Genomic DNA, 22,921 nt, shown 5'->3' on the forward strand with positions numbered 1-22,921 from the left:
AGAAGCCGCGCCTCAGGCCGCCAAAATGTCGAACTCGTTGCCTTCGGGGTCGGTCAACGTGCTCCAGCGGTAACCCTCCTCGGCATGGTCGGCCAGCCAGGTAGCGCCCAGTTCCACAGCCCGATCGACCGCGGCGGCCAGATCCACCGCCACCAGGTCGACGTGCACCCGGTTCTTGACCTGCTTGGGCTCCGGCACCCGCAGAAATGCCAGGTACGGAGGCGACTGGGTCGACACGCCGATCGTGGCGGCGTCGGCGGTGGCACCGTCATCGAGCGGGCGGGCCAGCAGTTGCGACCAGAACCGAGCCAGCCGCTCCGGTTCGGCGCAGTCGAATGCGACGGTGTGCAGCGTGATCTCCATCGGTGACTCCTTGTCGTCGGTCAGGATTTGGTGCGAAAGATCGGCCAGCACACCTCGGTACGGTGCGCCGCCTCGTCGTCGGTGTCGTAGCCGGACACCAGGCAGTGCTCGCGGGTCGGCGACCTGGTCGGCTTGCACCACCTCGGTGAGCTCGTCGAGCGGCATGCCCAGATCCGGGTCGACCCGCACCGGGGTCAACAGGCCGCGCTCCTCCCCGATGGGCAACAGTGTCGTCACAACCTCGAGTCTGGAGGCTTCCCCAGGGGCAGAGTCAACTGTTGATCGAAATCGTCTAGGCCGGGGCCAGCGCGCCGAGCGTGCGTCCACTGCGAAAGAATCGAGAAAATCTCGCACTAGGTGCACGTTCGGCGTACGCAGGAGGAGCAGCCATGCCATTCACCACGATCCGTCACGAGGTCGCAGACGGCGTCCTCACCGTGTACCTCGACCGGCCGGACAACCTCAACGCATTCACCGTGGAAATGGCCGAGGAGCTGGAGCGCACCTTCGTCGAGGTCAACGACAACGACGACGTGCGGGCGGTGATCGTCACCGGGGCGGGCCGGGCGTTCTGCGCCGGTATGGACCTGTCCAGCTCTGGCAACGTGTTCGGGCTAGATGAGTCCAAGTCCCCGACGCTGGCCGCCATGGCCGATCTCGACGACCCGGAGCTGGCCCGGGTGCGCGACACCGGCGGGCGGGTGACGCTGGCGATCTACGGCTGCCGCAAACCGGTGATCGCCGCGGTCAACGGCCCCGCGGTCGGGATCGGCGCGACCATGATGCTGGCCATGGACGCCCGGCTGTTCTCGACCAAGGCGCGGTTCGGTCTGGTGTTCGGGAAGCTGGGCATCACCCCGGAGGCCTGCTCAACATGGTTCCTGCCTCGGATCGTCGGGGTGCCAACAGCTTTGGACCTGCTGTACCGCGCCGACATTCTCGATGCCGAGGCCGCGCTCGGCTGCGGGATCGCCCAGTCCCTCCACGAACCCGACTCGCTGCTGGCCGACGCTCGGGCGCTGGCCGACGCCTGGACCAAGGGCCGCTCGCCGGTGTCGTTCGCGCTGATCCGCCAGATGCTCTACCGCAACTCCGCGCAGCCCGACCCGGTCGAGGCGCACCGGGTGGACTCGCTGGCGATGTTCTACACCAGCATCGGCGACGGCGCCGACGGCGTGCGGGCCTTCCTGGAGAAGCGCGACCCGCAGTTCACCGCGCAGGCCTCGCAGATGCCGCCGTTCTACCGCGAGTGGGTGGGCGGCTCCTAACCGGCCGGTGCCCATCCCGGGCCGCGAAACAGGTGACCCAGCACGGCGCGCAGGCTGCGTGCGGCCTTGACGTCGCGCCAGATCGCGACGTATTCGTGGCTGGCCACCCGGACCGGATTGAACGTCTCGATGTTCTTGGTCAACCCGTAGACCACCCGGTCGCCCTCGGGCTGGAAGGTACCGAACAGCCGGTCCCAGATGATCAGGATGCCGCCGTAGTTGGTGTCCAGGTACTGTGCGTTCGATCCGTGGTGCACGCGGTGGTGCGACGGCGTGTTGAAGACGAATTCGATTGGCCGCCAGAGCTTGCCCACGCGCTCGGTGTGGATGAAGAACTGGTAGAGCAGGCTGACCGACTGCTGCAGCAGGATCATCCACGGGGCGAACCCGGCGAACGCCAGCAGGATCCAGAACGGCACCGCGGTGAACGGGGTCCAGGTCTGGCGCAGGGCGGTGGACAGGTTGTAGTGCTGGCTGGAGTGGTGCACCACGTGACTGGCCCAGAACACCCGGATGGTGTGGTGGGTGCGGTGGTACCAGTAGTAGGCGAAGTCGTCGGCGACAAACAGGGCGATCCAGGTCAGCGGGTTGGCAGCCGGCAGGTGAACCGGCGCCAGCAGATAGACACCGCCGAAGACCGCCAACACCACCAGCTTCCAGCCGATATTGATGACCACGTTGCCGATGCCCATCGCGAGACTGGTTCGGGTGTCCCGTAATTCGTAGCCGCGCTCGTCGTCGTCGGGCAGCACGACGAAGGACACGGCTTCCAGGACGAGGCAGAGCACGAACACCGGAATTGCGTGCGCGATGAGATCGAACATGACGGCTAAGCCTCTTCCCCGCCGGCCTGGCAGGCCACGACGAACCGGGTCAGCAACGCTTCGGCGAGGCGGTACGCGGTGTCCTCGTCGGCGGCGGCGATCGCGGCGGCGAGGCCGACGTGTGCGGCACGGTCGGCGAATTCGGCGGCGCCCAGCGCATAGATGGCGTCGCGTCCGATCTCGTCGTAGGCGGCGACCAGTGTGTTGAGCGCCAGCCGGTAGGCGATATTGCCCGACCCGTCGATGACGGTTGTCCAGAACGTCAGGTCGGCGTCGGCGACTGAGGTGAGGTCCCCGCCGACCGGGTATGCCGCGGCGGCCGCGGTGATCGCGGCCCGCTGCTCCGGGGAGGCATGTCGCGCGCACAACCGGGCCGCGTCCGCGGCGATCGAGCGCCGCATCACCGCGACGTCACCGATGATCTGGCGCGCCGGAATCGCCCCGGCGACGGCCAGTCCGGTCAGCGCATCCAGGCCGGCGCTTTCCCGCCAGTCCAGCACCCGGGTCTTCCCGCCGTGGCTGACCCGGACCAGTCCGGCCTGCTGCAACCGCTTGAGGGCTTCGCGCACCGCGTGCCGGTTGACCTGCAGCGTCAGGGACAGTTCACGTTCCGACGGCAGGGGATCGCCCGCCGGGAGGCGTCCGGTCAGGATCTCCTCGACCAGGCGCACAAAGATCGTGTCGGAGATCGCGGTCCGGGGAATGGGAGCCAGATCCATGGGCTCCATGGTCGGGCACCCGCACCCGACTGGTCAACTGGTTGGACCAGTTATCTGGGTCACACCGCGGAGCCGCCCTGGACGTATACCGGCAGGTCGTCGTCCCAGGGCTGGCGCTCGAGCATCTCCGCCACCTTGACGTAGCCGCGTTCGAACTCGCCGGTGGCGGCGTCCACCAGCCGGTAGGCCTGGGTCTGCCGGTGGATCGGCTGGGCATCGAGGATCACCACCCGCACCTCCCCCGGTTCGAATCCGCAGCGCTGCTGCAGCGCGGCGATGAGCTGCTCGTTGGTCATGTGCCCGTCGCCGAAGTTCCAGCCGACCGCCGTCGAACAGATCCGCTCCCCGTCGGTCAGCGAGTAGTCGTCCTCGTTGCCGTCGGCCATCGCCCGGTGCGCCAGGCTGAACAACGCCCGCCCGTGAGTGTTGAAGCCGCGGAACGCATATCCCATGTAGATGGGGATCTGCGCGGCCTCGGGGCTGCCGTAGAAACGTTCCAGCTGCGCGGCGGGCATGCTGGCGATCGCGACGATCCCCCGCGCGATCTTCTCTTCGGCGGACGCCTTGAGGCACCACAGCGTGGTGTCCCAGTTGCCGGCGTAGTAGCGCATCCCCGGCAGAAACGAAACCTTGCGCGGGAACAGGTTTCCCAGCACCACGGTGCCCGCGCTGACGGCGAACAGCAGCGCCACCCCCAGCGGGTTGTTCAGGTCGGACAATCCGAGGTCGGCGTGCGCGACGAACAGTGACAGCACCCCGAAGATCATGAACACGTTCCACTCCAGCGGCACCCCCATCGGGATCGCCACCAGGATGCCCAGGTGGAAGCAGACCATCACGAAGGCCGCGATCGCGGTGGGCAGGCCGCCGTGGCTGAAGAACAGCGCCAGGGGCACCAGCATCTCGATCGCCGTGCTCACGTGCGCCAGCGCCTTCGACGGCCCGCCGGGGCGCAGGTCCTCGGGGAAGTTCTTGAAGAATGCCCGCTTGAGCGCCTTCGGCCGGATCAGCGGATTGTTGCTCATCATCGTCGAGATCACGTACGGGAAGTGCCGGTTGAGCTTTGACGTCGCGGCGCCCATCCAGATCACCATGAAGATCGCCTTGGCCGCGATGATCATGTCGACTCCGGTGAACAGGAACGCCGCCGCCAACGGCGCGTAGACCTCGCCGCGGGCGGCCAGGAAGATCACCTTGTCCCGCAGTCCGGTCACCGCCAGGATCGCCAGCACGGTCAGAATCTGCCAGTGCGGCAACACCCCGACGTCGGTGTTCAGCGCCGGGATGGGGCCGGTGCCGTCGGAGACCAGCGCGACCAGCAGCATCACCAGCAGTGCCGCGTACAGGGCGGCGTCCACCGGGGTGCGTGCGGTGCCGGCGGTCAGCGGAATCCGCCCCGGCCACGGTGGCAGCCGGATGGTGCCCGGCCGCAGCCAGTACAGGATCGATCCCATCGGCGGGAAGAAGCGGTTGTTGAGCGGGCCGAATCCGCAGCCCAGGCCGATCACCTCGAACAGCATCGTGTAGAGCACGACCTTCTCGAAGACGATGGGTTCGCTCCACCACTGCCAGACTTGCGTGAAGCCATCGATACCGTTGGTGCTCAGCGCGAACAGCCACGCCCCCAGGACGTAGAGGCCGATCTTGAACACGTAGAACAGGTGCAGCACCACCGGCGTGCCGAAGCCCACCTCGGCCCAGTGCCGGGCCATCGGGCGGATCTTCTCGCTGCGGCTGCCCTTGCTCCATTCGGCGAAGTCGACAACGGGCAGTTCAGGTTTGAGAAATCCCATGACCGTCAGACTAGAACGTGTTCTAGCCTTCTGCCGGAAAACCGGTCCGGTCTCCCTCGAAGGCCGGCGCCACGAAACGTTCCAGAATCTGCCGTTCGGTCCCGGCATCCTCGACCGGCCAGCACAACAGCGACAGCACCACCCGGACAACCCACTGCGCGGCCTGCCGATCGTCGTCGCTCAGGCCGCTGAGATCGCGGGCGAAACCGGCGAGCATCGGCGACGCGGCCAGCCGGGTCATCTCCTCGGTGCCGCGCACCGAACCCACCATCAGCTGCCCCAGCGGATCCGAACGGATCCGCTGCAACGCCGCCGCGATCGCGACCACCACGCGCTCAGCCCCGCTGCGACCGGCGACGGTCTGCCGGACGGTGTCGATGATGCGTGCCGCGGCACGGGCCAGGACGGCCTCGCGGATCTCGGCTTTGCCACCGGCATGCCGGTAGATGGTGGCTCGTGAGCAGTGGACCCGAGCGGCCACCACATCGATGTCGAGGGCGTCGAATCCGTCGCGCACGATGAGGTCGGTCGCGGCGGCGTAGATGCGTTCGGCGCCCGCGGTACGACGGTCCTCGCCCACCAGCCAGTCGTGCCCGGCCACCGCGGCCCCCCTCTCGCCTGGAACCAGGATCTCATGGTGAGACAAAAATCGAAGCAATTCTCACTGTATGCGCTGGTCGGCCGCCGGCCGTGAGATGCCCACCGTCAGTCGGTACCGCCGCCGGATTTCAACTTCCCGCCAGCCCATTGACGCAGGTAGCGCGCCTGATCAACCTGGAGCCATGACGGTGGGGACAGACCGGATCGGCCTGCAGATGTTCGACGACGCGTGCATCCAGGACCCGTACCCGCTGTATGAACGGATGCTCGCCGACGGACCGGTGCACCCGGTCGGCGACTCCGGGTTCTATGTGGTGTGCGGCTGGGACGCGGTCACCGAGGCCGTCGGGCGTGCGGACGACTTTTCCTCGAACCTGACCGGCACCATGCTCTACCGGCCGGACGGCACGGTGGCCACCTTCGAGATGGACGGACTCGACGGGCCCACCCAGGTGCTGGCCACCGCCGACGACCCGGCGCATGCGGTGCACCGCAAGATGCTGGTGCCGCAGCTGGCGGCCAAACGCATCCGCGCCCTGGAGCCGTTCATCGCCGAGACCATGGACCGGCTGTGGCAGGACGGGCTTGATGACGGCCAGATCGAGTGGATGGAAGCGGTGGCGAACCGGCTGCCGATGACGATAGTCGCGCGGCTGATCGGTGTGCCCGAGGCCGACGTCGGCCAGCTGGTGCGTTGGGGCTATGCCGGCACGCAGCTGCTCGAGGGACTGGTCGACCCCGACCAGCTGGCCGGAGCGGGTGTCGCCGTGATGGAACTCGCGGGCTACATCACCGATCATTTCCAGCGCGCAGCAACCGATCCGCAGGACAACCTGCTCGGCGATCTGGCTGTCGCGTGCGCCTCCGGTGCGCTCGACACCGTCACCGCCCAGGTCATGATGATCACGTTGTTCAGCGCCGGCGGCGAGTCGACCGCCTCGCTGATCGGTTCGGCGGCATGGACTTTGGCGGCGCGCCCACAGGTCCAGCGCCGGGTCCGGGAGTCACCGGAGCTGCTCGGCCCGTTCCTCGAAGAGGTGTTGCGGTGCGAGTCGCCGTTCCGCGGCCACTATCGGCATGTGCGCCGTGACGCCACGCTGGGCGGGGTGGAGCTGGCGGCCGGATCGCGACTACTGCTGCTGTGGGGCGCGGCCAACCGGGATCCGTCCCGCTACGCCGAGCCGAACGAATTCCGGTTGGACCGTCCGCCGCAAAGCCACCTCGCCTTCGGCAAGGGCGCGCACTTCTGCGTGGGAGCCGCGCTGGCCCGGTTGGAGGCCAGAATCGTGATCGGCCAACTGCTGCAACGCACCTCACATATCGGCCTCGCCGAGCCGGGCCGCTGGCTGCCCAGCCTGCTGGTGCGACGTCTTGAGCACCTCGCGCTCACAACAAGCGACTGAGCCCGGCTCAGCCCACCTCGAGCGTGCGCTGCGGACTTCCCGAGTAGGCGCTCAGCGGACGGATCAGCGCGTTGGACGCCGTCTGCTCCATGATGTGGGCGGTCCACCCGGTGATTCGGCTCATCACGAACAACGGGGTGAACATCGGGATGTCGAAGCCCATCAGGTAGTAGGCCGGCCCGGTCGGGAAATCCAGGTTGGGCTTGATTCCGGTGGCGGCGAACATCTCGGTCTCCAGGACGCGGTATATGTCCAACCAGCGCTGCCCGTCGCGGGCCGCCGCGACGCGTTCCAGGGCGGCCTTCATCGTCGGCACCCGGGAGTCGCCGTGCTTGTACACGCGGTGACCGAAGCCCATCACCTTGTCCTTGCGGGACAACTTGCCGTGCAGCCACTCCGCGGCTTTCTCCGGCTGGTCGATCTCGATCATGTCGTGCATGACCGCTTCGTTGGCGCCGCCGTGCAGCGAGCCCTTGAGCGCGCCGATGGCTGCCGTGACCGCGCTGTAGATATCGGACTGGGTGGAGGTGACCACCCGGGCGGCAAAGGTGGATGCGTTGAAACTGTGCTCGGCGTAAAGGATCATCGACTGCTCGAATGCCTCAACGATCGCCGCGTCGGGCACCTCGCCGAAGCACATCCGCAGGAAGTTCTCCGCGTAGCCGAGATGGCTGTGCGGTGCGATCGGCGCCAGACCGCGCCGGCGGCGCATGTCGACAGCGACGATCGTCGGCAGGACCGCGAACATCCGCAGCGCCTTGGCGAAATTCGCCGACTCGGCGGGGTCGTCCTCGTCCGCGTCCTCGGCGCCCAGGTAGCTGATCGCGGTACGCACCACATCCATCGGGTGGCAGTTCTCCGGGTGCTTGTCCACCAGCGCCAGCAGCGACCGGTCCGCCCGCCGTGCGGCCCGCTCCCGCTGGCAGAACAACGCCAATTCTGCGTCGGTCGGCAGCTCACCGTGCCACAGCAGGTAGGCGACCTGCTCGAAGCTGCAGTGGGCGGCCAGATCCTGGACGGGGTAGCCGCGGTACGTCAGTGAGTTGGTCTCCGGCACCACCTTCGAGATGGCGGTGGTGTCGACGACAACGCCGGCAAGGCCCTTGCGGATCTCCGCTGCATCTGGCGTGATCGTCATTGGGACGCTCCTAACGTGAAGTTGAAGATGTCGGAGTCGAACTGGTTGTAGTCGGCGTAGCGCAGCAGTTCGTAGAGCCTGCTGCGGTGCTGCATCTGCTCCAGAAGCCCGGATTGTGTTCCGGCCGTGTCGATCTCCCGCAGGCCCGCTTCGACGGCGAACATCGCCAGCCGCAAGGTGGTGACGGGGTAGATGACGGCGTTGTAGCCGAGGTCGGACAGTTGCGCCGCGGTGAGCAGTTCCGACTTGCCGAACTCGGTCATGTTTGCCAGCAGCGGCACATCGACCGCGGCGCGGAAATGTTCGAAATCGGCCGGCTTGTACAGCGCTTCGGTGAAGATCAGGTCCGCCCCGGCATCGGCGTAGGCCTTGGCCCGCTCGATCGCGGCGGACAGGCCCTCGATGCCGGCGGCGTCGGTGCGGGCGCAGATGACGAAGTTCGGGTCCCGGCGGGCCGCGACCGCGGCCCGCAGCCGCTTGACCATCTCGCTTGTCGGCACCACGGCCTTGCCGTCGAGGTGCCCGCACCGTTTCGGGTTGACCTGGTCTTCGAGGTGGCAGCCCGCCAGCCCGGCATCCTCGAGCACCGTGATGGTGCGAGCAGCACTCATGGGTTCACCGAAACCGGTGTCGGCGTCGATCAGGGTGGGCAGGTCGGTGACCGCGGCGATCTGCGCGCCCCGGCCGGCCACCTCGGTCAGCGTGGTCAACCCGATGTCCGGCAGGCCCAGATCGGCGGAGAGCACCGCCCCCGAGACATAGACACCCTCGAATCCGATCTCGGCCACCAGTTTGGCGACCAGCGGCGAGAACGCCCCCGGAAAGCGTTGCAGCCGACCGGATTGCAGGCCGGCCCGAAACGCCGCCCGCTTGTCCGAGGGTGCCGATGCGGCCCCGAGCAGCCCAGTCATCGGAAGATCCCCGCCGGGGTGTCCGGTGCCGTGTCGAGCAACTGCGGATCCACCAGGATGTTCAACGCGCCCAGCTCGCCCCCGCCGAGGTCGGCCAGGCCCTCTGCGGCGGCCAGGAAGCGCTCCTGCTCGGCCGCGCTCACCACGCCCTCGGCCAGCTCGGCGAACTTGCCGATGTACTGCTTGCGTTCGAACGGCCGCGCCCCCAGGGGGTGGGCGTCGGCGATCGCCAACTCGTCGGTGATCACCTCGCCGCTGCGGAGTGTGACCTCGGCGCGCGCACCGAAGGCCTTCTGGTTCGGGTCGGTCGAGTGGTAGCGCCGGGTCCACTCCGGGTCTTCGACGGTAGAGATCTTGCGCCACAGTTCGACGGTGTCGGGCCGGTGTGCCCGCTCGGGGCTGTAGGACCGCACGTGGTGCCAGCTGCCGTCCTGCAGGGCGACGGCGAAGATGTACATCACCGAGTGGTCCAGGGTCTCCCGCGAGGCGTCCGGGTCGAACTTCTGCGGGTCACCCGAACCGGTGCCGATCACGTAGTGGGTGTGGTGGCTGGTGTGCAGCACGATCGTGGCCACCTGGCTCAGGTCACCGATCCGCTCCCGGAGCCGCTTGGCCAGGTCGATGACGGCCTGGCTCTGGTATTCCGCGGAGTACTCCTTGGTGTAGGTGTCCAGGATGGCGAGCTTGGGCTCGCCCGGAGCGGGCAGCGGCACCTGGTAGGTGTGGTCGGGCCCGGACAGCATCCAGGCGATCACCCCGTCCTCGCCCTCCCAGATCGGGGCCGGAGCACTCTCACCGCGCATCGCCCGGTCGACCGCCTCGATGGCCACCTTGCCTGCGTAGGCGGGAGCGAAGGCCTTCCAGCTGGAGATCAGCCCCTTGCGGGACTGCCGCGTCGCGGTGGTCAGGTGCAATGCCTGCCCGATGGCCTGATAGATCACCTCGGGGTCCAGCCGGAGCATGGTGCCGATGCCGGCGGCCACCGACGGCCCCAGGTGGGCGACGTGGTCGATCTTGTGCTCGTGCAGGCAGATTCCCTTGACCAGATCGACCTGGATCTCGTAGGCGGTGGCCAGGCCGCGGATCAGGTCAGCGCCCGAGACCCCGAGCTGCTGGGCCACCGCGACCAGCGGCGGGATGTTGTCGCCCGGGTGGGAGTATTCGGCGGCCAGGAACGTGTCGTGGAAGTCCAGTTCGCGTACCGCGGTGCCGTTGGCCCAGGCCGCCCACTCCGCTGAATAGGCGCCCGCAACACCGAAGACCTGGGCGCCCGGCTTCGACGGGTGGGCGGGGTGCGCCAGCGCCTGTCGGCGCGCGACGGTCACCGGCCGGCGCAGCACCGAGGCCGCACTGACGGCGGCGTTGTCGATGATCCGGTTGATCACCATCGCCGCGGTGTCGTCGGGGACGGCCACCGGGTCGGCAGCCACCTGCGCGATCTTGGCGGCGAGGTGCTCGGAACGGGGGAAGTCTTCGGCGCTGCGGTGGGTTCTGACGTCGTGTACCTGCATATTCCACACCCTACGCACGTCAACTAGCTGCCGAAATACACCGTAAATGCGTATTAATGCATCCTTTCTCCACCCTTTTTGCAAACCTTGCAAATGCGATGAAGGACTAAGCTGCCTCACATGGCACCCTCGACCAACCGGACCTTCGCCGGGGCCCGGCTGCGACGCCTGCGGGAGGAGCGCGGCCTGACCCAGGTGGCGCTGGCACGCGCGCTGAACCTGTCGACCAGCTACGTCAATCAGCTCGAGAATGACCAGCGGCCGATCACCGTGCCGGTGCTGCTGGCGCTCACCGACAGGTTCGGCCTGCCCGCCCAGTACTTCTCCGGCGACGCCGACGCCCGGCTTGTCGCCGACCTGCGCGATATGTTCACCGCCACCGCCGGCGAACACGCGGCCAGCGACAGTCAGATCGAGGAACTCGTCGCCCGAATGCCCGATATCGGCACCAGCCTGCTGACCATGCATCGCCAGCTGCGCGGCGCCACCGAGGAATTGGAGTCCTATCGGTCCCGGGTATCGGGCGACTCGGCGCAGACCGTGGCCGGTCCGATGCCGTTCGAGGAGGTCCGAGATTTCTTCTACGACCGCAACAACTACATCGGCGAGCTCGACAACGCCGCCGAGAAACTGTTCATCGACACCGGGATGCGCTTCGGCGGCTTGGACATTCAGCTGTCTGCGTTTATGGCCGAACGCTTCGGTATCACGGTGGCCGTCGTCGACGACCTGCCCGCCGGGACCAAGCGCATCTTCGATCCGGGGACCCGGGTACTACGCATCGCGCACTGGTTGCTGGCGGGCCAGCGAGCTTTCCAGATCGCCACGCAACTCGCGCTGCTGACCCAACAGGAGTTGCTGTCTGACATCGTGGCCCAAGATCAGTCGTTGAGCCAGGACGCCCGCGGTGTGGCCAAGGTGGGGTTGGCCAATTATTTCGCCGGCGCATTTCTGTTGCCGTACCGGCAGTTTCAGCGGTCTGCAACTGATCTGCGCTACGACATCGACCTGCTGGGCCGCCGCTTCGAGGTGGGGTTCGAGACGGTGTGTCATCGACTCTCGACGCTGCAACAGCCGGGCCGGCGCGGAGTTCCGTTCATCTTCGTTCGCACCGACAAGGCGGGGAACATCTCGAAACGACAGTCAGCCACGGCCTTTCACTTCAGCCGGGTCGGGGGCAGCTGTCCGCTGTGGGTGGTGCACGACGCGTTCAGCCAGCCGGGACGAATCATCACCCAGGTCGCGCAGATGCCCGACGGGCGCAAGTACTTCTGGATCGCCACCACCACCCCGCCCGAGGGCCGCGGCTATCTGGGGCAGCACAAGACCTTCGCCGTCGGACTGGGCTGCGACCTGGCGCACGCCGAGAAGCTGGTGTATTCCACCGGCGTCGCCCTGAACGACGCTGCCACCGTGGTGCCGATCGGAGCGGGTTGCAAGATCTGCGATCGCGAGGCGTGCCCGCAGCGGGCTTTCCCGTACCTGGGCCGGCGGGTCGTGGTCGACGAGAACGCCGGAAGCGGGTTGCCCTACTCGCCGGTCTCGGCAGATTTGGCCGGCGGGCGGTAGAACAGCGCGAGCTGGCCGATGGCGCCGGCCAGCCCGAGGCCGACCGAGATCCACAGCCCCGGCCAGCCGTTTTGCCAGCAGTGGCAGAAGATCTGGTGGTCCAGGCTGTAGTAGCCCGGCCCGATCATCGCCACCGCGACGGCGCCGGTGGCCAGCACCAGGTTGTACTCCCAGCCGTTGGACAGCACGAAGAAGCCGTTGGAACGGTGCACGGTCCACACCGCGACCGCCATCAGCGCCACGAACCCGGCGGCCGTGATCGGGGTGAGCAGCCCCACTGCCAGACCCAGCCCAGCGGCGATCTCGGCCGTGGCGGCCGTCACCGCCTGGAACCTGCCGTACTTCATCCCGATGCTTTCGAACCACTTCGCGGTGCCGGGGATTCGGCCCCCGCCGAAGAATTTGTTGAAACCGTGCGCAGCCATGGTCAACCCCAGGACCAGGCGCAGGAGCAGCAACGCGAAATCAGCAGCAGTGGCCATCTGCCCAAACTACAACGCGGCGTCCAGTAGTCGTAGATATACCTCCATATCGCTGATCGCCGACGCTGCCGCGTGCACGCTGATCGCGACGGTGCCGCCGATGCCGTGCACACCGTGCGTCAGGCCCATCGCCGGGGACAGCGCCGGAAACCCCGCGGTCAGCAGCACCGGCGCGGCGCCGAATCGCAGGTCCGCGGCGCCGCGGTGCACGCTGGAGACCACGGTGTTGCCCGACACCCGCGCCGGCCGGGTGTCCGGGTCGAAATTGTCGACACCCCAGCGCAGCAGTGCCGCAGGTGTCGCCGCGAACGCCCGGTCGCCGGCGGGCGACGCGGGATGACGGCCCCGACTCCGGCCGGTGGCCAGGTCGGTGGCGATCCGTTCGCAGCGGGCTGCGTGGCCCAAGAACGGATACAGCCCGACCCGAACGTTGCCGAAATGGTTGTGAGCCTGGCGTGCACCGGCTTTGGCCATCGGAACCTCGGCGCCCAGTTCTTCGCACGGCTCGTCGAGGTACTCCGACAGCGCCGCGGACACTGCGGACAGCACCGCCACGGTGACGGTCGGTCCGTTGAGCTCGGCGCGGTGCCGCACCAGCGTGCGCACCGCCCGGGATCCGGCCGGCCGGTTGTTGATAGCCAGCGGCGGTCGGTCGGAGACCGCGGGCGGCAGCAGCCCGGCCCGGGTGTCGGCGACCCGGCTGCGATGGGCGCGGGCAGCGGTGACGGCGCGCCAGGGCAGGAAGGCGTGACCCGGTGCAGCCACCGCACCTACCGGGGCGGCCCGCCCGAACAGCCAGGCGGCCAGCGCTGAAGCCCGCCTGCCGTCGGCGAGAGCATGCGCCACCTGCAGTACCGCCACCGTGCCCGCGCCGCGGTGGCCGGGCATGCCGTGCACCGGCGCGAACACGTGCAGTCGCCACGGCGCCACCCGGACGTCGAGCTGGTCGTCGGTGAGCCGTGCCACCGCGTCCAGGCAACCGGCCCAGTTGTCGTCGGGAACCCCGTGCCTGATCGCGCGGGCGTCCTCACGCATCGGCACCCACCGCGGGTAACGCAGCGCACCGGCATCGGCGACCCGCATGCTGAGGTCCGGGGTCGCCCGGGCGCGGGCGAACACCTCGGCGATGGCGCCGTCGAAATCGTCCGGCACCCCGGCGAACGCGTACAGCAGGAACTGATCGCTGGGGATCTTCGCCGACATCCAGTAGAACTGCGCATCGACCGCGGCCATCCGGTGCCCGCGCATCAGCGGCCCATCAGGTCAAGAATCGCAGCACCCGCTCGGCGACCTCGTCGGGCTGTTCGAGTTGCAGAAAGTGACCGGCGTTCTCGACGACGGCCACCGCGCTGCCGTCGGGTAGCGCCGGTCCGACCCACCGTGCGAACGCCGGCGACATACAGCCATCGTTCCGCCCGTGCAGGTACAGGCTGGGCAGCCGCGGCAGCTCCAGCCAGTGCCGGTGCAGGTTGACGTAGCGATCTGGAACCCGCCGGCTGAGCAATGCCCGGTAGGGGCCCAGCGCCGCACGCCAGCCCTCCGGCGTTCCGATCGCCGCGTCGACGTGTCGCAGATCCTCTTCGGCGGGATAGCCGGGCGACCACCGCCGCCACAGCCGCGGCAGCACCCAGGCGGCCGAGCGATCCGGCAGCCAGGGCAGTTGGAAATAGCCGATGTACCAGCTGCGCAACATCTGCGCCGGCAGCTGTCCGGCCAAAGCGAGCCGGCCCTTTCCCCCGACCTCTCCCCCGACCGCGCGCAGCGCCGCCGGCGGCGGCACCGACATGATCACCGCCTTGGTGAACGGACTCTCCGGCATCGCGGCCAACCCGGTGGCCGCCATCGCACCCCAGTCGTGGCCGATCACCACGTCGCGACCGGTCCCGCCGACCGCGTCGTACACCCGCAGCGCGTCGTCCATCAGGGCGCCGATGTGATAGCTCCCGTCGTCCGGGATCGACGACGGGGCGTAGCCCCGCATGAACGGCGCCACCACATGCCAACCGGCCGCGACCAGCCGGGGCGCCACCCGGCGCCACCCGTAGGCGGTGTCGGGAAAACCATGCAGGCACAACGCCACCGGATCCCCCGGCTTTCCCCAACTCAATGCCTTGAGCGCGACCCCGGGCGTCGTCACATCGATCCACCGCGGTTCACTCATCCCATACCCCTCAGACCGGGCCGGCAGGCGTTTCCGTCCGCCCTGTCGTCCAAACTATCTACCATCTGATGATGCGCACAGCCCAGACCGTCGAATACGGCGGCGTCGACGGAGTAACGCTGGTCGCCGACGAGTGGAACCTGGGTGCTGCGGCATCCGCGGAGCATCCGACCATTCTGATGCTGCACGGAGGCGGCCAGAATCGTCACTCCTGGCACAAGACCGGCCAGATCCTGGCCGACCGGGGCTATCACGTCGTCGCGCTCGACACCCGCGGCCACGGGGACAGCGACCGCGCGCCGAACGCCGACTATGCGATCGAGACCCTCGCCGCCGACGCGCTGGCGGTGATCGACGCGATCGGCCGGCCGGTGGCGCTGATCGGGGCGAGCATGGGCGGGCTGACCGGCATTCTGGTCGCCGACCATGCGGGGCCGCAGCGGGTGACCAAGCTGGTGCTGGTCGACGTGGTGCCGCGTTACGAAAAGGACGGCAGCGCCCGAATCCGCGACTTCATGTTCAGCCATATCGACGGCTTCGACTCCCTGGAGCAGGCCGCCGACGCGGTGGCCGCATACCTGCCGCACCGGGCCAAGCCCCGCAGCCCCGAGGGCCTGAAGAAGAATCTCCGATTCCGCGACGGCCGCTGGTACTGGCATTGGGATCCGGCCCTGATGACCAAACCCGGCGACGACCCGGCGCTGCGGACCGAGAAGATCGAGGCGGCCGCCATCGGGCTGCAGATCCCGATCCTGCTGATCCGCGGCAAGCTGTCCGATGTGGTCAGCGCCGAGGGCGTCGCGGACTTCCTGTCCAAAGTCCCGGGCGCGCGCCTGGTCGAATTGTCCGACGCCGGGCACACCGCTGCCGGCGACGACAACGACGCCTTCAGCGCGGCCGTCGTCGAGTTCGTGTCCGGCTGAATGTTCGGGATCGAGTGGCTGACGCCGACGCTGCTGGGCGCCGGTGCGCTGGCGGTGCTGGCGGTCGCCGAAGCCGTCGCCTTGGCGGTGTTGACACATCAGTTGCGGGTGGCGCGAGCCGAAGTCGAGGCGCTGCGGAGCCAGGTCGACACCCGCAATCTCCTGCTGAGCGGCGGGCGGGAGGCGGTCAAGACGGTGTGGCAGACTGCAAACCTGGTGCGCAAGAAGGGCTTCGGCGCGGCGGTACGCAGTTCCATCGAAGACCTCGCGGACTGGGCGGAGGTGGAACGGCCCGACCTGGCCCGCCTGACACCGGACGGCCATGTGGTGGTGCTGTTCACCGACATCGAGGAGTCCACCGCGCTCAACGAGCGGATCGGCGACCGCGCGTGGGTGAAGCTGATCGCCCGGCACGACGACATGGTGCACCGTCTGGTCGCCGAGCACTCCGGGCATGTGGTCAAGAGCCAGGGCGACGGTTTCATGATCGCGTTCGCCGAACCCGAGCAGGCGGTGCGCTGCGCCATCGACATCCAACATTCGCTGCAGTCGGGGCGTGGCCGCAAGGCAGCGCACCCGATCCGGGTCCGGATCGGGATTCATATGGGCCGCTCCGTGCGCCGCGGCGACGATCTGTTCGGACGCAATGTCGCGATGGCCGCACGGGTGGCCTCCGCGGCCGAGGGCGGTCAGATCCTGATCAGCGGACCGGTGCGCGACGCCGTCAAGGACTGCGACGACATCGCCGTCGGCGCCGGGCGTGACGCCGAACTCAAGGGCTTCGCCGGCACGCACCGCCTCTACGCGGTGCAGACGGGCTAGTCTTCGCCGCCGGCTTCGGCCAGCCGCTCATGCAGCCGGGCACGGATTTCTTCGGGCGTGTAGGCACGCCGCCGTCGCTGGTCCCGCGCCACCAGCACTCCCCCGGCGGCAACCCCGACCACACCCGCCAGGCCGATCCATTTCCAGATGCTGCGCACGATCACACCTTATGGTGCTGTTCGTGGAAGAACACACCGTTACGTTGGAACGTGCGCTGGCCGAAACCCGCACCGGCGACATCTGGCTGTTCCGTGGCCGTTCCGGTCCGGACCGCGCCATCCAGACCCTGTCCAACGCCCCGGTGAACCACGTCGGGATGACGGTGGCCCTCGACGACCTGCCGCCGTTGATCTGGCATGCCGAGCTCGGCGACAAACTGCTCGACTTCTGGACCGGCACCAACCACCGCGGCGTGCAGCTCAACGACGCCCGCGCCGCGGTCGAGCAGTGGATGGGCCGCTACGACCAGCGCTGCTGGTTCCGCCAGCTCAGTGGAACCGTCACCCGCAGACAGGAGAACCACCTGTTGCAGGCGATCGCGCGGATGGACGGCACCGCGTTTCCCACCACGGCGCGGCTCACCGGCCGGTGGTTGCGAGGCCGGATGCCCACCCTGGCCGATTGGACCCGCGGTATCCCGTTTCTGGACCGCAAGGCCCGCGAGGTCACCCAGCGCCGCAAAGCCCGCAACAGCAGGGTCGCACTGCAGACCGCCTACTGCGCCGAGACGGTGGCCATCACCTATGAGGAGATGGGTTTGCTGTCGACGGACAAGGATTCGAACTGGTTCGACCCCGGCAAGTTCTGGAGCGGCGACATCCTGCCGTTGGCCCCCGGCTATCAGCTGGGCCGGGAGATCAGCGTGGTGTCCTGATTGCGATTTCGGCGCGGTTCTGCCCGCCCAGCGGGCAGGATCGCGCCGAAATCGCCTCAGTCGACCGTCAGCTCCCCCATCAGCGACCAGTCCGTCGCGTCGAGCTGTTGGCTGATGATCTTCGGCGTCGACACCAGCGCCTGCGGCATCTCGGCCATGGCCTTGCCGAAGTGGTCGCTGTTGACATGCGCACTGCCGGCCTCGCCGTCACGGAACGCTTCGACCAGCACGTACTCGCATGGGTCGTCCAGGCTGCGCGACCACTCGAACCACAGGTTGCCCGGTTCGGCACGGGTGGCCTCGGTGAACTCCGCCACCAGCTGCGGCCAGCGCTCCGCCCACTCCGGTTTGGTCTGGAACTTGACCACGATGAAGATCACCGCTGCTCCTTATTGATGTGCTGGCACTGTGACTAACGAGGATCGGCTGACAGCGCGCCCGGGGCCGACCAGAATTGGTCTACATGTCCAAGACGCCACTGCGCAAGCGAGACGTGATCGATTTCTTCCAGCGCCATATCGCCAACCCGATCACCCGGCGCCTGCCAACCCAGGTGCTGTTGGAGACCACCGGCCGAGTCAGCGGGCAGCCCCGCCGCACCCCGATCGGCGGCCGACGCGACGGCGATCAGTTCTGGCTGGTCTCCGAGCACGGCCAGACGGCCAACTATATCCGTAATATCAAGGCCGACAACGCCGTTCGGGTTCGTATCCGCGGCCGCTGGCACAGCGGAACCGCACACCTGCTGCCCGACGACGACGCGCGGGCGCGACTCGCGACATTGCCGCGCTTCAACAGCAGCCTGGTCCGGACGTTCGGCACCGATCTGTTGACCGTGCGGATCGACCTGGCCTGATCTCGGCTACCCGATCTCCAGGGTGCTGCGCACCGGTGTGACGTTGGTGGTCAAATCCAGTACCGGGCAGTGCTTTTCGACCACTTGATGCAATTCCCGGTACCGTTCTTCGGTCTCCGGGCCGGTGACCGTGACGACCACCCGCACCTCACTGAAGCCAGGGCGAACCGAGTCGTCCAGGCCGAAGAACCCGCGCACGTCCAGATCCCCCTCGGCGCGGCCGGTGATCTCGTCAACCGCGATGCCGAGCTTCTCGGCCCAGTACCGCCACGTGACGATCTGGCAGGACAGCAGCGATCCCAGGTAGTACTCGACCGGGTTGGGCGCGGTGTTCTCACCGCCGAGCGTTGGCGGTTCGTCGACTTCGACGCTGTACTGGCCCAGAGTGATCGTGCTGGCGACCGCGTCGTGGGCGACGGCCGAAGCCCGGAAGACCACTTGGGAGCCGGCCGGGTCGGCGGCAGCCGGGTCACTGGTGGCCGCGACGACGGCAGCCAGGCGGGTTGTCGAGGAGGTCATGGCGGCCAAGAGTAGTGACTCGCCCCCACCGGTTTGCAAGTGCCGACAGCCAGTCCGCCGGATCGAATACCATTTGCCACCGCCAGGGGCTAGCCTGAGCGACGTGGAGGTACTACGGCACGTAATAGTTCTGCTGCACATCGTCGGGTTCGCAGTCACGTTTGGGGCCCTGACCACCGAAGCTGCGGCTCGGCGCTTTCAACTCACCCCGCTGATGGACTACGGCGTGGCACTGTCCTTGGCGACCGGCCTTGCACTGGCGGCACCCTGGCCGGCCGGGGTGGTGCTCAACTACCCCAAGATTGGAATCAAGCTGGTTCTTCTGATCGCCCTGGGCGCCGTGCTGGGGATCGGCCGGGCCAGGCAGCGCCGTTCCGGGGCTGCGCCCCGACCGCTGTTCTACGCCGCCGGGGCGTTGGCCCTGACCGCCGCGGGGCTCGCCGTCATCTGGTAGCTGGGTCGGGGATCCGGTGCTTGAGGTTATCGACAAGGGCCGGAGCACACCCGAGCACGGAGTTCCCCTCTTATTCGTTCACGGCGGCTGCCATGCGGCGTGGTGTTGGGATGTGCACTTCCTCGATTACTTTGCCGGGCACGGCTTCCGGGCCGTAGCCGTGAGCTGGCGCGGCCACGGCGGCAGTTCCCTGTCGAAGCCGCTGGCGAAGTGTTCCATGGGCGACTATCTGGAAGATGTCTGTTCGGTGGCCGACCGCCTGGATCCACGGCCGGTGCTGATCGGACACTCCGCGGGCGGCTTTCTGGTGCAGAAGTACCTCGAGCAACGCAGCGCGCCCGCCGGGGTGCTGCTGGCGTCGACGCCGCCGCGGGGAATCCTGCGTGCCTCGATGCGGATATGGGTGAGCCATCCGTGGGCCGCGATGCGGGCCAACACGATCGGCCAGTCGCACGAGATGTTCAACACCCCGCGCTTAGCCCGTGAACATCTGTTCAGCCCGCACACCCCCGACGACATCGTCGAATCGTGCGCTGCCCGCGTGGAGCCGGACAGCATGCGCGCCGTGTTCCTCAATCAACTGTTCAATCTGCCTGATCCGAAACGGATTACGACGCCACTTCTGGTCCTGGGCGCCGAAGATGACGGCATGATCAGCGCCGGCGAGATCCGCGCGACCGCACGCGCCTACGGCACCGAGGCTGAGCTGTTTGCCCGGATGGGGCACAACATGATGGTGGAACCGGGCTGGCGCGACGTGGCCGAGCGGATCCGCCGATGGCTCAGCAGTAAGGGTCTCTGACGTCGGTAGTTGACCTTGGCCGATCGGTTCACCCCGACTATTGCACCAAATACTTGTTCCGGTCTATTGTCGGAGATGCCCGCCCGCGCGTGCACCCACCGCTGGACACTCCGGCGACGAGGACGCGGGACGTACCGATGACGTCGAGTCACGAGGAGCCCGGCATGGACATGAACGACTTCGTTCTGGTGTCGGTGGACGACCACATGGTCGAGCCACCGGACATGTACGACAACCACATTCCCGAGAAGTATCGCGACCTCACCCCCAAGCTGATCGAGCGCGAGGACGGTACGAACGCCTGGGATTTCGAGGGGCAGGAAGCCACCAATGTCGGACTCAACGCGGTCGCCGGCCGTCCCCCGGACGAGTACGGCGCGGAGCCCACTAAGCTCTCCGAAATTCGCGAAGGCTGCTACGACATCCATGAGCGCATCCGCGACATGAACGCCAACGGCGTCGCCGCCGCACTGTGTTTTCCGTCCTATCCCCAGTTCTGCGGCCAGTACTTCGCACGCGCCAAAGACAAAGACCTGGGGCTGGCCGTCCTGCGCGCCTACAACGACTGGAGCATCGATGAGTGGTGCGGCACCTACCCGGGCCGCATGATTCCCCAGGCGCTGCCGCCTATCTGGGATCCCGAACTGATGGCGGACGAGGTGCGCCGAGTTGCCAAGAAGGGCTGTCACGCAATCTCATTCTCGGAGAACCCGACCAAGCTCAATTATCCGTCGCTGCACGACCCCCATTGGGATCCCTTCTGGACCGCATGCAGCGATGAAGGCACCATCGTCAACCTGCACATCGGCTCGTCGTCGAGCGTGGTCATCACCTCGATCGACGCGCCGGTGGACACGATGATCACCCTGCAGCCCATGAGTATCGTGCAGGCCGCCGCCGATCTCATCTGGTCGCCCATGCTGCGCAAGTTCCCCGATCTCAAGTTCGCGCTGTCCGAGGGCGGCATCGGGTGGGTGCCCTACTTCCTGGAACGCATCGACCGCACCTACAAGATGCACCGGGCCTGGACGCACCAGGATTTCGGCGACAAACTGCCCAGCGAGGTGTTCCTCGACCGGATTGGACTGTGTTTCATCGACGACGAGTTCGGCGTGGAGAACCGGCACAAGCTCAATCTCGACATGGTGATGTGGGAGTGCGACTACCCGCATTCCGACTCCACCTGGCCGCTGTCTCCAGAGACTCTCGCAATCTACTTCGACGGCGTCCCGGATGCCGAGATCGACAAGATCACCCACTTGAATGCCATGCGGCTGTACAACTTCGACATGTTCAAGCACATACCGCGTGAGCAGCTCACGGTGGGCGCGCTGCGTGCGCAGGCCACCGACGTCGATCTCGGCTACCGGTCCTCGGAGCGGCTGAAGAAGACCGGCACCGACACCATCACGGTGCTCGATCTGGCCGCCAAACTGCCGACCTAGCGCGAACTCAACAGCAGCGAACCCGCGATTGGGCCGCCACCGACTCCGACCGCGACCACCTCCGGTGTCTTCGGGACCTGGCGATCACCGCCTTCCTCCCAGAGCTGGACGCAGGCCTCGTGCAGAAAGCCCATGCCGTGCAGCCGTCCTCCGGACAGTTGCCCGCCGCTGGTGTTCAGCGGCAGCGGGCCGTCCGGCGCGATCGCCGCTCCCCCTTCGATGAACTGACCGGCCTTTCCAGGCCCGCAGAACCCGAGAGCTTCCAACCACATGATCGTCAGGAAGCTGAAACCGTCGTAGAGCTGCGCCATGTCAACGTCGCCGACGGTGAGCGCCGTGTTGTCCCACAGGCTGGCCGCGGAGTCGTGCGCCGCCATGGTGGTGATGGAACCGCGCTGCTCCCAGGTCGCGCGCTCGTAGCAGGCCGGCCCGACGGATTCCACGGTCAGCGGGTGGCGCGGCAATCCCTTGGCCGCCGCCCGGTTCGAGACGATCACGGCCGTCGCACCGTCACACGGCACATCGCAGTCGTAGAGGCACAGCGGCTCGGAGATCATTCGTGCCGTGAGGTAGCCGTCCAGCGAGAGCGGATCCCGGTATACCGCATCAGGATTGCGCCCGGCGTTGGCACGCGCGTTGAGTGCGATCGCCGCCAGCTGGGTCCTGGTCATTCCGTAGTCGTGCATGTAGCGCATCGCGGGCATCGCCAGCCAATTCACCGCCGACACCGCGCCGTAGGGAGCCAACGCCGCGATCTGAGGTGGCAGCGCGCCCCCGGCACCGAGCACAGTCGACGCCCTGCCGCCGCCGGCCTGCTGGGCGGCGGTGGACTCCCACACCGACCGGAACACGATGACGTGGTTGGCCAGCCCGAGGGTCACCGCCATGCACGCCTCGATGACGGGCCCGATCTGACCGGCGGTCTCGAGCCCGGACATGAACCAACGGGAGCGAAGCCCCAACGCATTGCGGACATCGGTGACGTCCGCACCCGAGAAGCCGGCCATGGCGCCACCTGCGGCACCGGGGTAACTGGCGATTCCGTCGATGTCGTCGTAGGACAAGCCGGCGTGGGACACCGCGCGGTCCACTGCCTCAAGCGTGAGATCGAGGCCGGTGCGCCCCAGCCGGCGACCCACCGCCGACTTGCCCGCTCCGGTGAGCACTGCCTTCCCGTCGAACGGTCCACCCCTCACGGCGCCGCCTCCGCCGGACGGAACAGCGGCACCCACACCGTCTCCTCGCCCCCCAGCGGCGTCCACTCTTCGAAGCACACCTCGACCGGCATGCCGATCTGCGCAGCCACGCCTGTGTCTCCGATGGAAACGCCGACGAGATTGGAGATCAGCCGCACATCCGGTTCGTCGGCCAGCTCGACCATCACGACGATGTAGGGCGGGTCGAAGCCGGGTATCCACGCCTGCCGGTTGACGGTGAACGCCGCGATCCGGCCCTTGCCGGAGACCGCCTCGGGTGCCACGTCG

Annotated in this window: 26 protein-coding genes; 10 read left to right on the forward strand and 16 right to left on the reverse strand. The window is 67.6% G+C overall.

The features are described 5' to 3' along the window. Positions 1-12: 12 nt before the first annotated feature. Entirely contained in the window at positions 13-600 is a 588-nt protein-coding gene (locus AWC16_RS24700) for a VOC family protein (RefSeq protein WP_207572341.1), read from the reverse strand. 152 nt (positions 601-752) lie between these two features. Between AWC16_RS24700 and AWC16_RS16475 the strand changes: the two genes are divergently transcribed. After that, on the forward strand, positions 753-1,631 hold the full coding sequence (locus AWC16_RS16475) for a crotonase/enoyl-CoA hydratase family protein (RefSeq protein ID WP_085265821.1): 879 nt from the start codon (positions 753-755) through the stop codon (positions 1,629-1,631). On the opposite strand, the gene AWC16_RS16480 is transcribed toward AWC16_RS16475, so the two are convergent. The 4 genes from AWC16_RS16480 to AWC16_RS16495 are packed head-to-tail and all read right to left on the reverse strand — an operon-like array spanning position 1,628 to position 5,568. Beyond that, the gene (locus AWC16_RS16480) at positions 1,628-2,455 is read right to left on the reverse strand and encodes a sterol desaturase family protein (protein ID WP_085265822.1); all 828 of its coding nucleotides are present in this window, start codon (positions 2,453-2,455) and stop codon (positions 1,628-1,630) included. The genes AWC16_RS16475 and AWC16_RS16480 overlap by 4 nt on opposite strands. Positions 2,456-2,460: 5 nt before the next feature. Beyond that, the gene (locus AWC16_RS16485; RefSeq protein WP_085265892.1) at positions 2,461-3,174 is read right to left on the reverse strand and encodes a FadR/GntR family transcriptional regulator; all 714 of its coding nucleotides are present in this window, start codon (positions 3,172-3,174) and stop codon (positions 2,461-2,463) included. A 59-nt stretch (positions 3,175-3,233) separates the two neighbouring features. Beyond that, positions 3,234-4,967: a DUF3556 domain-containing protein gene (locus AWC16_RS16490; RefSeq protein ID WP_085265823.1), complete on the reverse strand. Its 1,734-nt coding sequence runs from the start codon at positions 4,965-4,967 to the stop codon at positions 3,234-3,236. A gap of 22 nt (positions 4,968-4,989) precedes the next feature. Beyond that, on the reverse strand, positions 4,990-5,568 hold the full coding sequence (locus tag AWC16_RS16495; RefSeq protein ID WP_085265824.1) for a TetR/AcrR family transcriptional regulator: 579 nt from the start codon (positions 5,566-5,568) through the stop codon (positions 4,990-4,992). A gap of 181 nt (positions 5,569-5,749) precedes the next feature. Between AWC16_RS16495 and AWC16_RS16500 the strand changes: the two genes are divergently transcribed. After that, a complete protein-coding gene (locus AWC16_RS16500) occupies positions 5,750-6,970 on the forward strand; it encodes a cytochrome P450 (protein ID WP_085265825.1) in 1,221 nt (406 codons plus the stop codon). 7 nt (positions 6,971-6,977) lie between these two features. Here AWC16_RS16500 and AWC16_RS16505 read toward each other — a convergent pair whose 3' ends face one another. From AWC16_RS16505 to prpD, 3 genes are read right to left on the reverse strand one after another with little or no spacing between them, the layout of a single operon-like run. Further along, complete coding sequence (locus AWC16_RS16505) at positions 6,978-8,108, reverse strand: bifunctional 2-methylcitrate synthase/citrate synthase (RefSeq protein WP_085265826.1); 1,131 nt, start codon at positions 8,106-8,108, stop codon at positions 6,978-6,980. After that, positions 8,105-9,019, reverse strand: coding sequence for a methylisocitrate lyase (gene prpB, locus AWC16_RS16510; RefSeq protein ID WP_085265827.1), 915 nt, complete (start codon positions 9,017-9,019; stop codon positions 8,105-8,107). Before prpB ends, AWC16_RS16505 begins: the two co-directional genes overlap by 4 nt. Next, positions 9,016-10,530, reverse strand: coding sequence for a 2-methylcitrate dehydratase PrpD (gene prpD, locus AWC16_RS16515; protein ID WP_085265828.1), 1,515 nt, complete (start codon positions 10,528-10,530; stop codon positions 9,016-9,018). Before prpD ends, prpB begins: the two co-directional genes overlap by 4 nt. Positions 10,531-10,650: 120 nt before the next feature. Between prpD and AWC16_RS16520 the strand changes: the two genes are divergently transcribed. Beyond that, positions 10,651-12,099: a short-chain fatty acyl-CoA regulator family protein gene (locus AWC16_RS16520; protein ID WP_085265829.1), complete on the forward strand. Its 1,449-nt coding sequence runs from the start codon at positions 10,651-10,653 to the stop codon at positions 12,097-12,099. Here the strand turns inward: AWC16_RS16520 and AWC16_RS16525 are convergent. Genes AWC16_RS16525 through AWC16_RS16535 form a run of 3 tightly spaced genes read right to left on the reverse strand, consistent with a single transcriptional unit; the run spans position 12,060 to position 14,742 of the window. After that, positions 12,060-12,581 (reverse strand): DoxX family protein, encoded by a 522-nt coding sequence (locus AWC16_RS16525; RefSeq protein ID WP_085265830.1) that lies wholly within the window; start codon positions 12,579-12,581, stop codon positions 12,060-12,062. The genes AWC16_RS16520 and AWC16_RS16525 overlap by 40 nt on opposite strands. A gap of 9 nt (positions 12,582-12,590) precedes the next feature. Further along, the gene (locus tag AWC16_RS16530; protein ID WP_085265831.1) at positions 12,591-13,829 is read right to left on the reverse strand and encodes a WS/DGAT/MGAT family O-acyltransferase; all 1,239 of its coding nucleotides are present in this window, start codon (positions 13,827-13,829) and stop codon (positions 12,591-12,593) included. A gap of 10 nt (positions 13,830-13,839) precedes the next feature. Next, entirely contained in the window at positions 13,840-14,742 is a 903-nt protein-coding gene (locus AWC16_RS16535) for an alpha/beta fold hydrolase (RefSeq protein WP_085265832.1), read from the reverse strand. Positions 14,743-14,813: 71 nt separating this feature from the next. On the opposite strand from AWC16_RS16535, the gene AWC16_RS16540 reads away from it, so the two are divergent. Together AWC16_RS16540 and AWC16_RS16545 are read left to right on the forward strand one after the other, a co-directional pair. After that, the gene (locus tag AWC16_RS16540) at positions 14,814-15,665 is read left to right on the forward strand and encodes an alpha/beta fold hydrolase (RefSeq protein ID WP_085265893.1); all 852 of its coding nucleotides are present in this window, start codon (positions 14,814-14,816) and stop codon (positions 15,663-15,665) included. After that, positions 15,666-16,487, forward strand: coding sequence for an adenylate/guanylate cyclase domain-containing protein (locus AWC16_RS16545; protein ID WP_085265833.1), 822 nt, complete (start codon positions 15,666-15,668; stop codon positions 16,485-16,487). Here AWC16_RS16545 and AWC16_RS23570 read toward each other — a convergent pair. Next, positions 16,484-16,645 (reverse strand): hypothetical protein, encoded by a 162-nt coding sequence (locus tag AWC16_RS23570; protein WP_109558982.1) that lies wholly within the window; start codon positions 16,643-16,645, stop codon positions 16,484-16,486. The two genes, AWC16_RS16545 and AWC16_RS23570, sit on opposite strands and share 4 nt — an antisense overlap. An 11-nt stretch (positions 16,646-16,656) precedes the next feature. On the opposite strand from AWC16_RS23570, the gene AWC16_RS16550 reads away from it, so the two are divergent. Further along, entirely contained in the window at positions 16,657-17,361 is a 705-nt protein-coding gene (locus AWC16_RS16550; protein ID WP_085265834.1) for a guanylate cyclase, read from the forward strand. 56 nt (positions 17,362-17,417) lie between these two features. On the opposite strand, the gene AWC16_RS16555 is transcribed toward AWC16_RS16550, so the two are convergent. Continuing rightward, complete coding sequence (locus AWC16_RS16555; RefSeq protein ID WP_085265835.1) at positions 17,418-17,741, reverse strand: putative quinol monooxygenase; 324 nt, start codon at positions 17,739-17,741, stop codon at positions 17,418-17,420. A gap of 83 nt (positions 17,742-17,824) precedes the next feature. Between AWC16_RS16555 and AWC16_RS16560 the strand changes: the two genes are divergently transcribed. Further along, positions 17,825-18,217, forward strand: coding sequence for a nitroreductase/quinone reductase family protein (locus AWC16_RS16560; protein WP_085265894.1), 393 nt, complete (start codon positions 17,825-17,827; stop codon positions 18,215-18,217). A 6-nt stretch (positions 18,218-18,223) separates the two neighbouring features. On the opposite strand, the gene AWC16_RS16565 is transcribed toward AWC16_RS16560, so the two are convergent. Next, entirely contained in the window at positions 18,224-18,736 is a 513-nt protein-coding gene (locus AWC16_RS16565) for an OsmC family protein (RefSeq protein ID WP_085265836.1), read from the reverse strand. A gap of 103 nt (positions 18,737-18,839) precedes the next feature. On the opposite strand from AWC16_RS16565, the gene AWC16_RS16570 reads away from it, so the two are divergent. The 3 genes from AWC16_RS16570 to AWC16_RS16580 all read left to right on the forward strand — a co-directional run bounded on the left by AWC16_RS16570 (position 18,840) and on the right by AWC16_RS16580 (position 21,437). Then, positions 18,840-19,190, forward strand: coding sequence for a Fe-S protein (locus AWC16_RS16570; protein ID WP_085265837.1), 351 nt, complete (start codon positions 18,840-18,842; stop codon positions 19,188-19,190). Between the two features lie 16 nt (positions 19,191-19,206). Further along, positions 19,207-19,992 carry an alpha/beta hydrolase gene (locus tag AWC16_RS16575; protein WP_085265838.1) on the forward strand — a complete coding sequence of 262 codons (786 nt, stop codon included), beginning with the start codon at positions 19,207-19,209 and terminating at the stop codon, positions 19,990-19,992. A gap of 164 nt (positions 19,993-20,156) precedes the next feature. Beyond that, positions 20,157-21,437, forward strand: a complete 1,281-nt coding sequence (locus tag AWC16_RS16580) for an amidohydrolase family protein (RefSeq protein WP_085265839.1) — start codon at positions 20,157-20,159, stop codon at positions 21,435-21,437. Here the strand turns inward: AWC16_RS16580 and AWC16_RS16585 are convergent. Beyond that, a complete protein-coding gene (locus AWC16_RS16585; protein WP_085265895.1) occupies positions 21,434-22,633 on the reverse strand; it encodes a thiolase family protein in 1,200 nt (399 codons plus the stop codon). The genes AWC16_RS16580 and AWC16_RS16585 overlap by 4 nt on opposite strands. Further along, positions 22,630-22,917: a Zn-ribbon domain-containing OB-fold protein gene (locus AWC16_RS25730; RefSeq protein WP_308213309.1), complete on the reverse strand. Its 288-nt coding sequence runs from the start codon at positions 22,915-22,917 to the stop codon at positions 22,630-22,632. The genes AWC16_RS16585 and AWC16_RS25730 overlap by 4 nt, the downstream gene beginning before the upstream one ends. Positions 22,918-22,921 lie beyond the last annotated feature (4 nt).

The sequence above is a fragment of the Mycolicibacter longobardus genome, from assembly GCF_002102265.1.
Taxonomy (GTDB): Bacteria; Actinomycetota; Actinomycetes; order Mycobacteriales; family Mycobacteriaceae; genus Mycobacterium; species Mycobacterium longobardum.

Excerpts from the sequence above, each read along its gene's own strand:
- AWC16_RS16565 (WP_085265836.1), bottom strand. The coding sequence starts at position 18,736 with ATGACCTCCTCGACAACCCGCCTGGCTGCCGTCGTCGCGGCCACCAGT.
- AWC16_RS16505 (WP_085265826.1), bottom strand. The coding sequence starts at position 8,108 with ATGACGATCACGCCAGATGCAGCGGAGATCCGCAAGGGCCTTGCCGGC.
- prpD (WP_085265828.1), bottom strand. The coding sequence starts at position 10,530 with ATGCAGGTACACGACGTCAGAACCCACCGCAGCGCCGAAGACTTCCCC.
- AWC16_RS16560 (WP_085265894.1), top strand. The coding sequence starts at position 17,825 with ATGTCCAAGACGCCACTGCGCAAGCGAGACGTGATCGATTTCTTCCAG.
- AWC16_RS16490 (WP_085265823.1), bottom strand. The coding sequence starts at position 4,967 with ATGGGATTTCTCAAACCTGAACTGCCCGTTGTCGACTTCGCCGAATGG.
- AWC16_RS16500 (WP_085265825.1), top strand. The coding sequence starts at position 5,750 with ATGACGGTGGGGACAGACCGGATCGGCCTGCAGATGTTCGACGACGCG.
- AWC16_RS16545 (WP_085265833.1), top strand. The coding sequence starts at position 15,666 with ATGTTCGGGATCGAGTGGCTGACGCCGACGCTGCTGGGCGCCGGTGCG.
- AWC16_RS16480 (WP_085265822.1), bottom strand. The coding sequence starts at position 2,455 with ATGTTCGATCTCATCGCGCACGCAATTCCGGTGTTCGTGCTCTGCCTC.
- AWC16_RS16520 (WP_085265829.1), top strand. The coding sequence starts at position 10,651 with ATGGCACCCTCGACCAACCGGACCTTCGCCGGGGCCCGGCTGCGACGC.
- AWC16_RS16530 (WP_085265831.1), bottom strand. The coding sequence starts at position 13,829 with ATGCGCGGGCACCGGATGGCCGCGGTCGATGCGCAGTTCTACTGGATG.
- prpB (WP_085265827.1), bottom strand. The coding sequence starts at position 9,019 with ATGACTGGGCTGCTCGGGGCCGCATCGGCACCCTCGGACAAGCGGGCG.
- AWC16_RS16485 (WP_085265892.1), bottom strand. The coding sequence starts at position 3,174 with ATGGATCTGGCTCCCATTCCCCGGACCGCGATCTCCGACACGATCTTT.
- AWC16_RS16475 (WP_085265821.1), top strand. The coding sequence starts at position 753 with ATGCCATTCACCACGATCCGTCACGAGGTCGCAGACGGCGTCCTCACC.
- AWC16_RS16580 (WP_085265839.1), top strand. The coding sequence starts at position 20,157 with ATGGACATGAACGACTTCGTTCTGGTGTCGGTGGACGACCACATGGTC.
- AWC16_RS16540 (WP_085265893.1), top strand. The coding sequence starts at position 14,814 with ATGCGCACAGCCCAGACCGTCGAATACGGCGGCGTCGACGGAGTAACG.
- AWC16_RS16550 (WP_085265834.1), top strand. The coding sequence starts at position 16,657 with ATGGTGCTGTTCGTGGAAGAACACACCGTTACGTTGGAACGTGCGCTG.
- AWC16_RS16525 (WP_085265830.1), bottom strand. The coding sequence starts at position 12,581 with ATGGCCACTGCTGCTGATTTCGCGTTGCTGCTCCTGCGCCTGGTCCTG.
- AWC16_RS16535 (WP_085265832.1), bottom strand. The coding sequence starts at position 14,742 with ATGAGTGAACCGCGGTGGATCGATGTGACGACGCCCGGGGTCGCGCTC.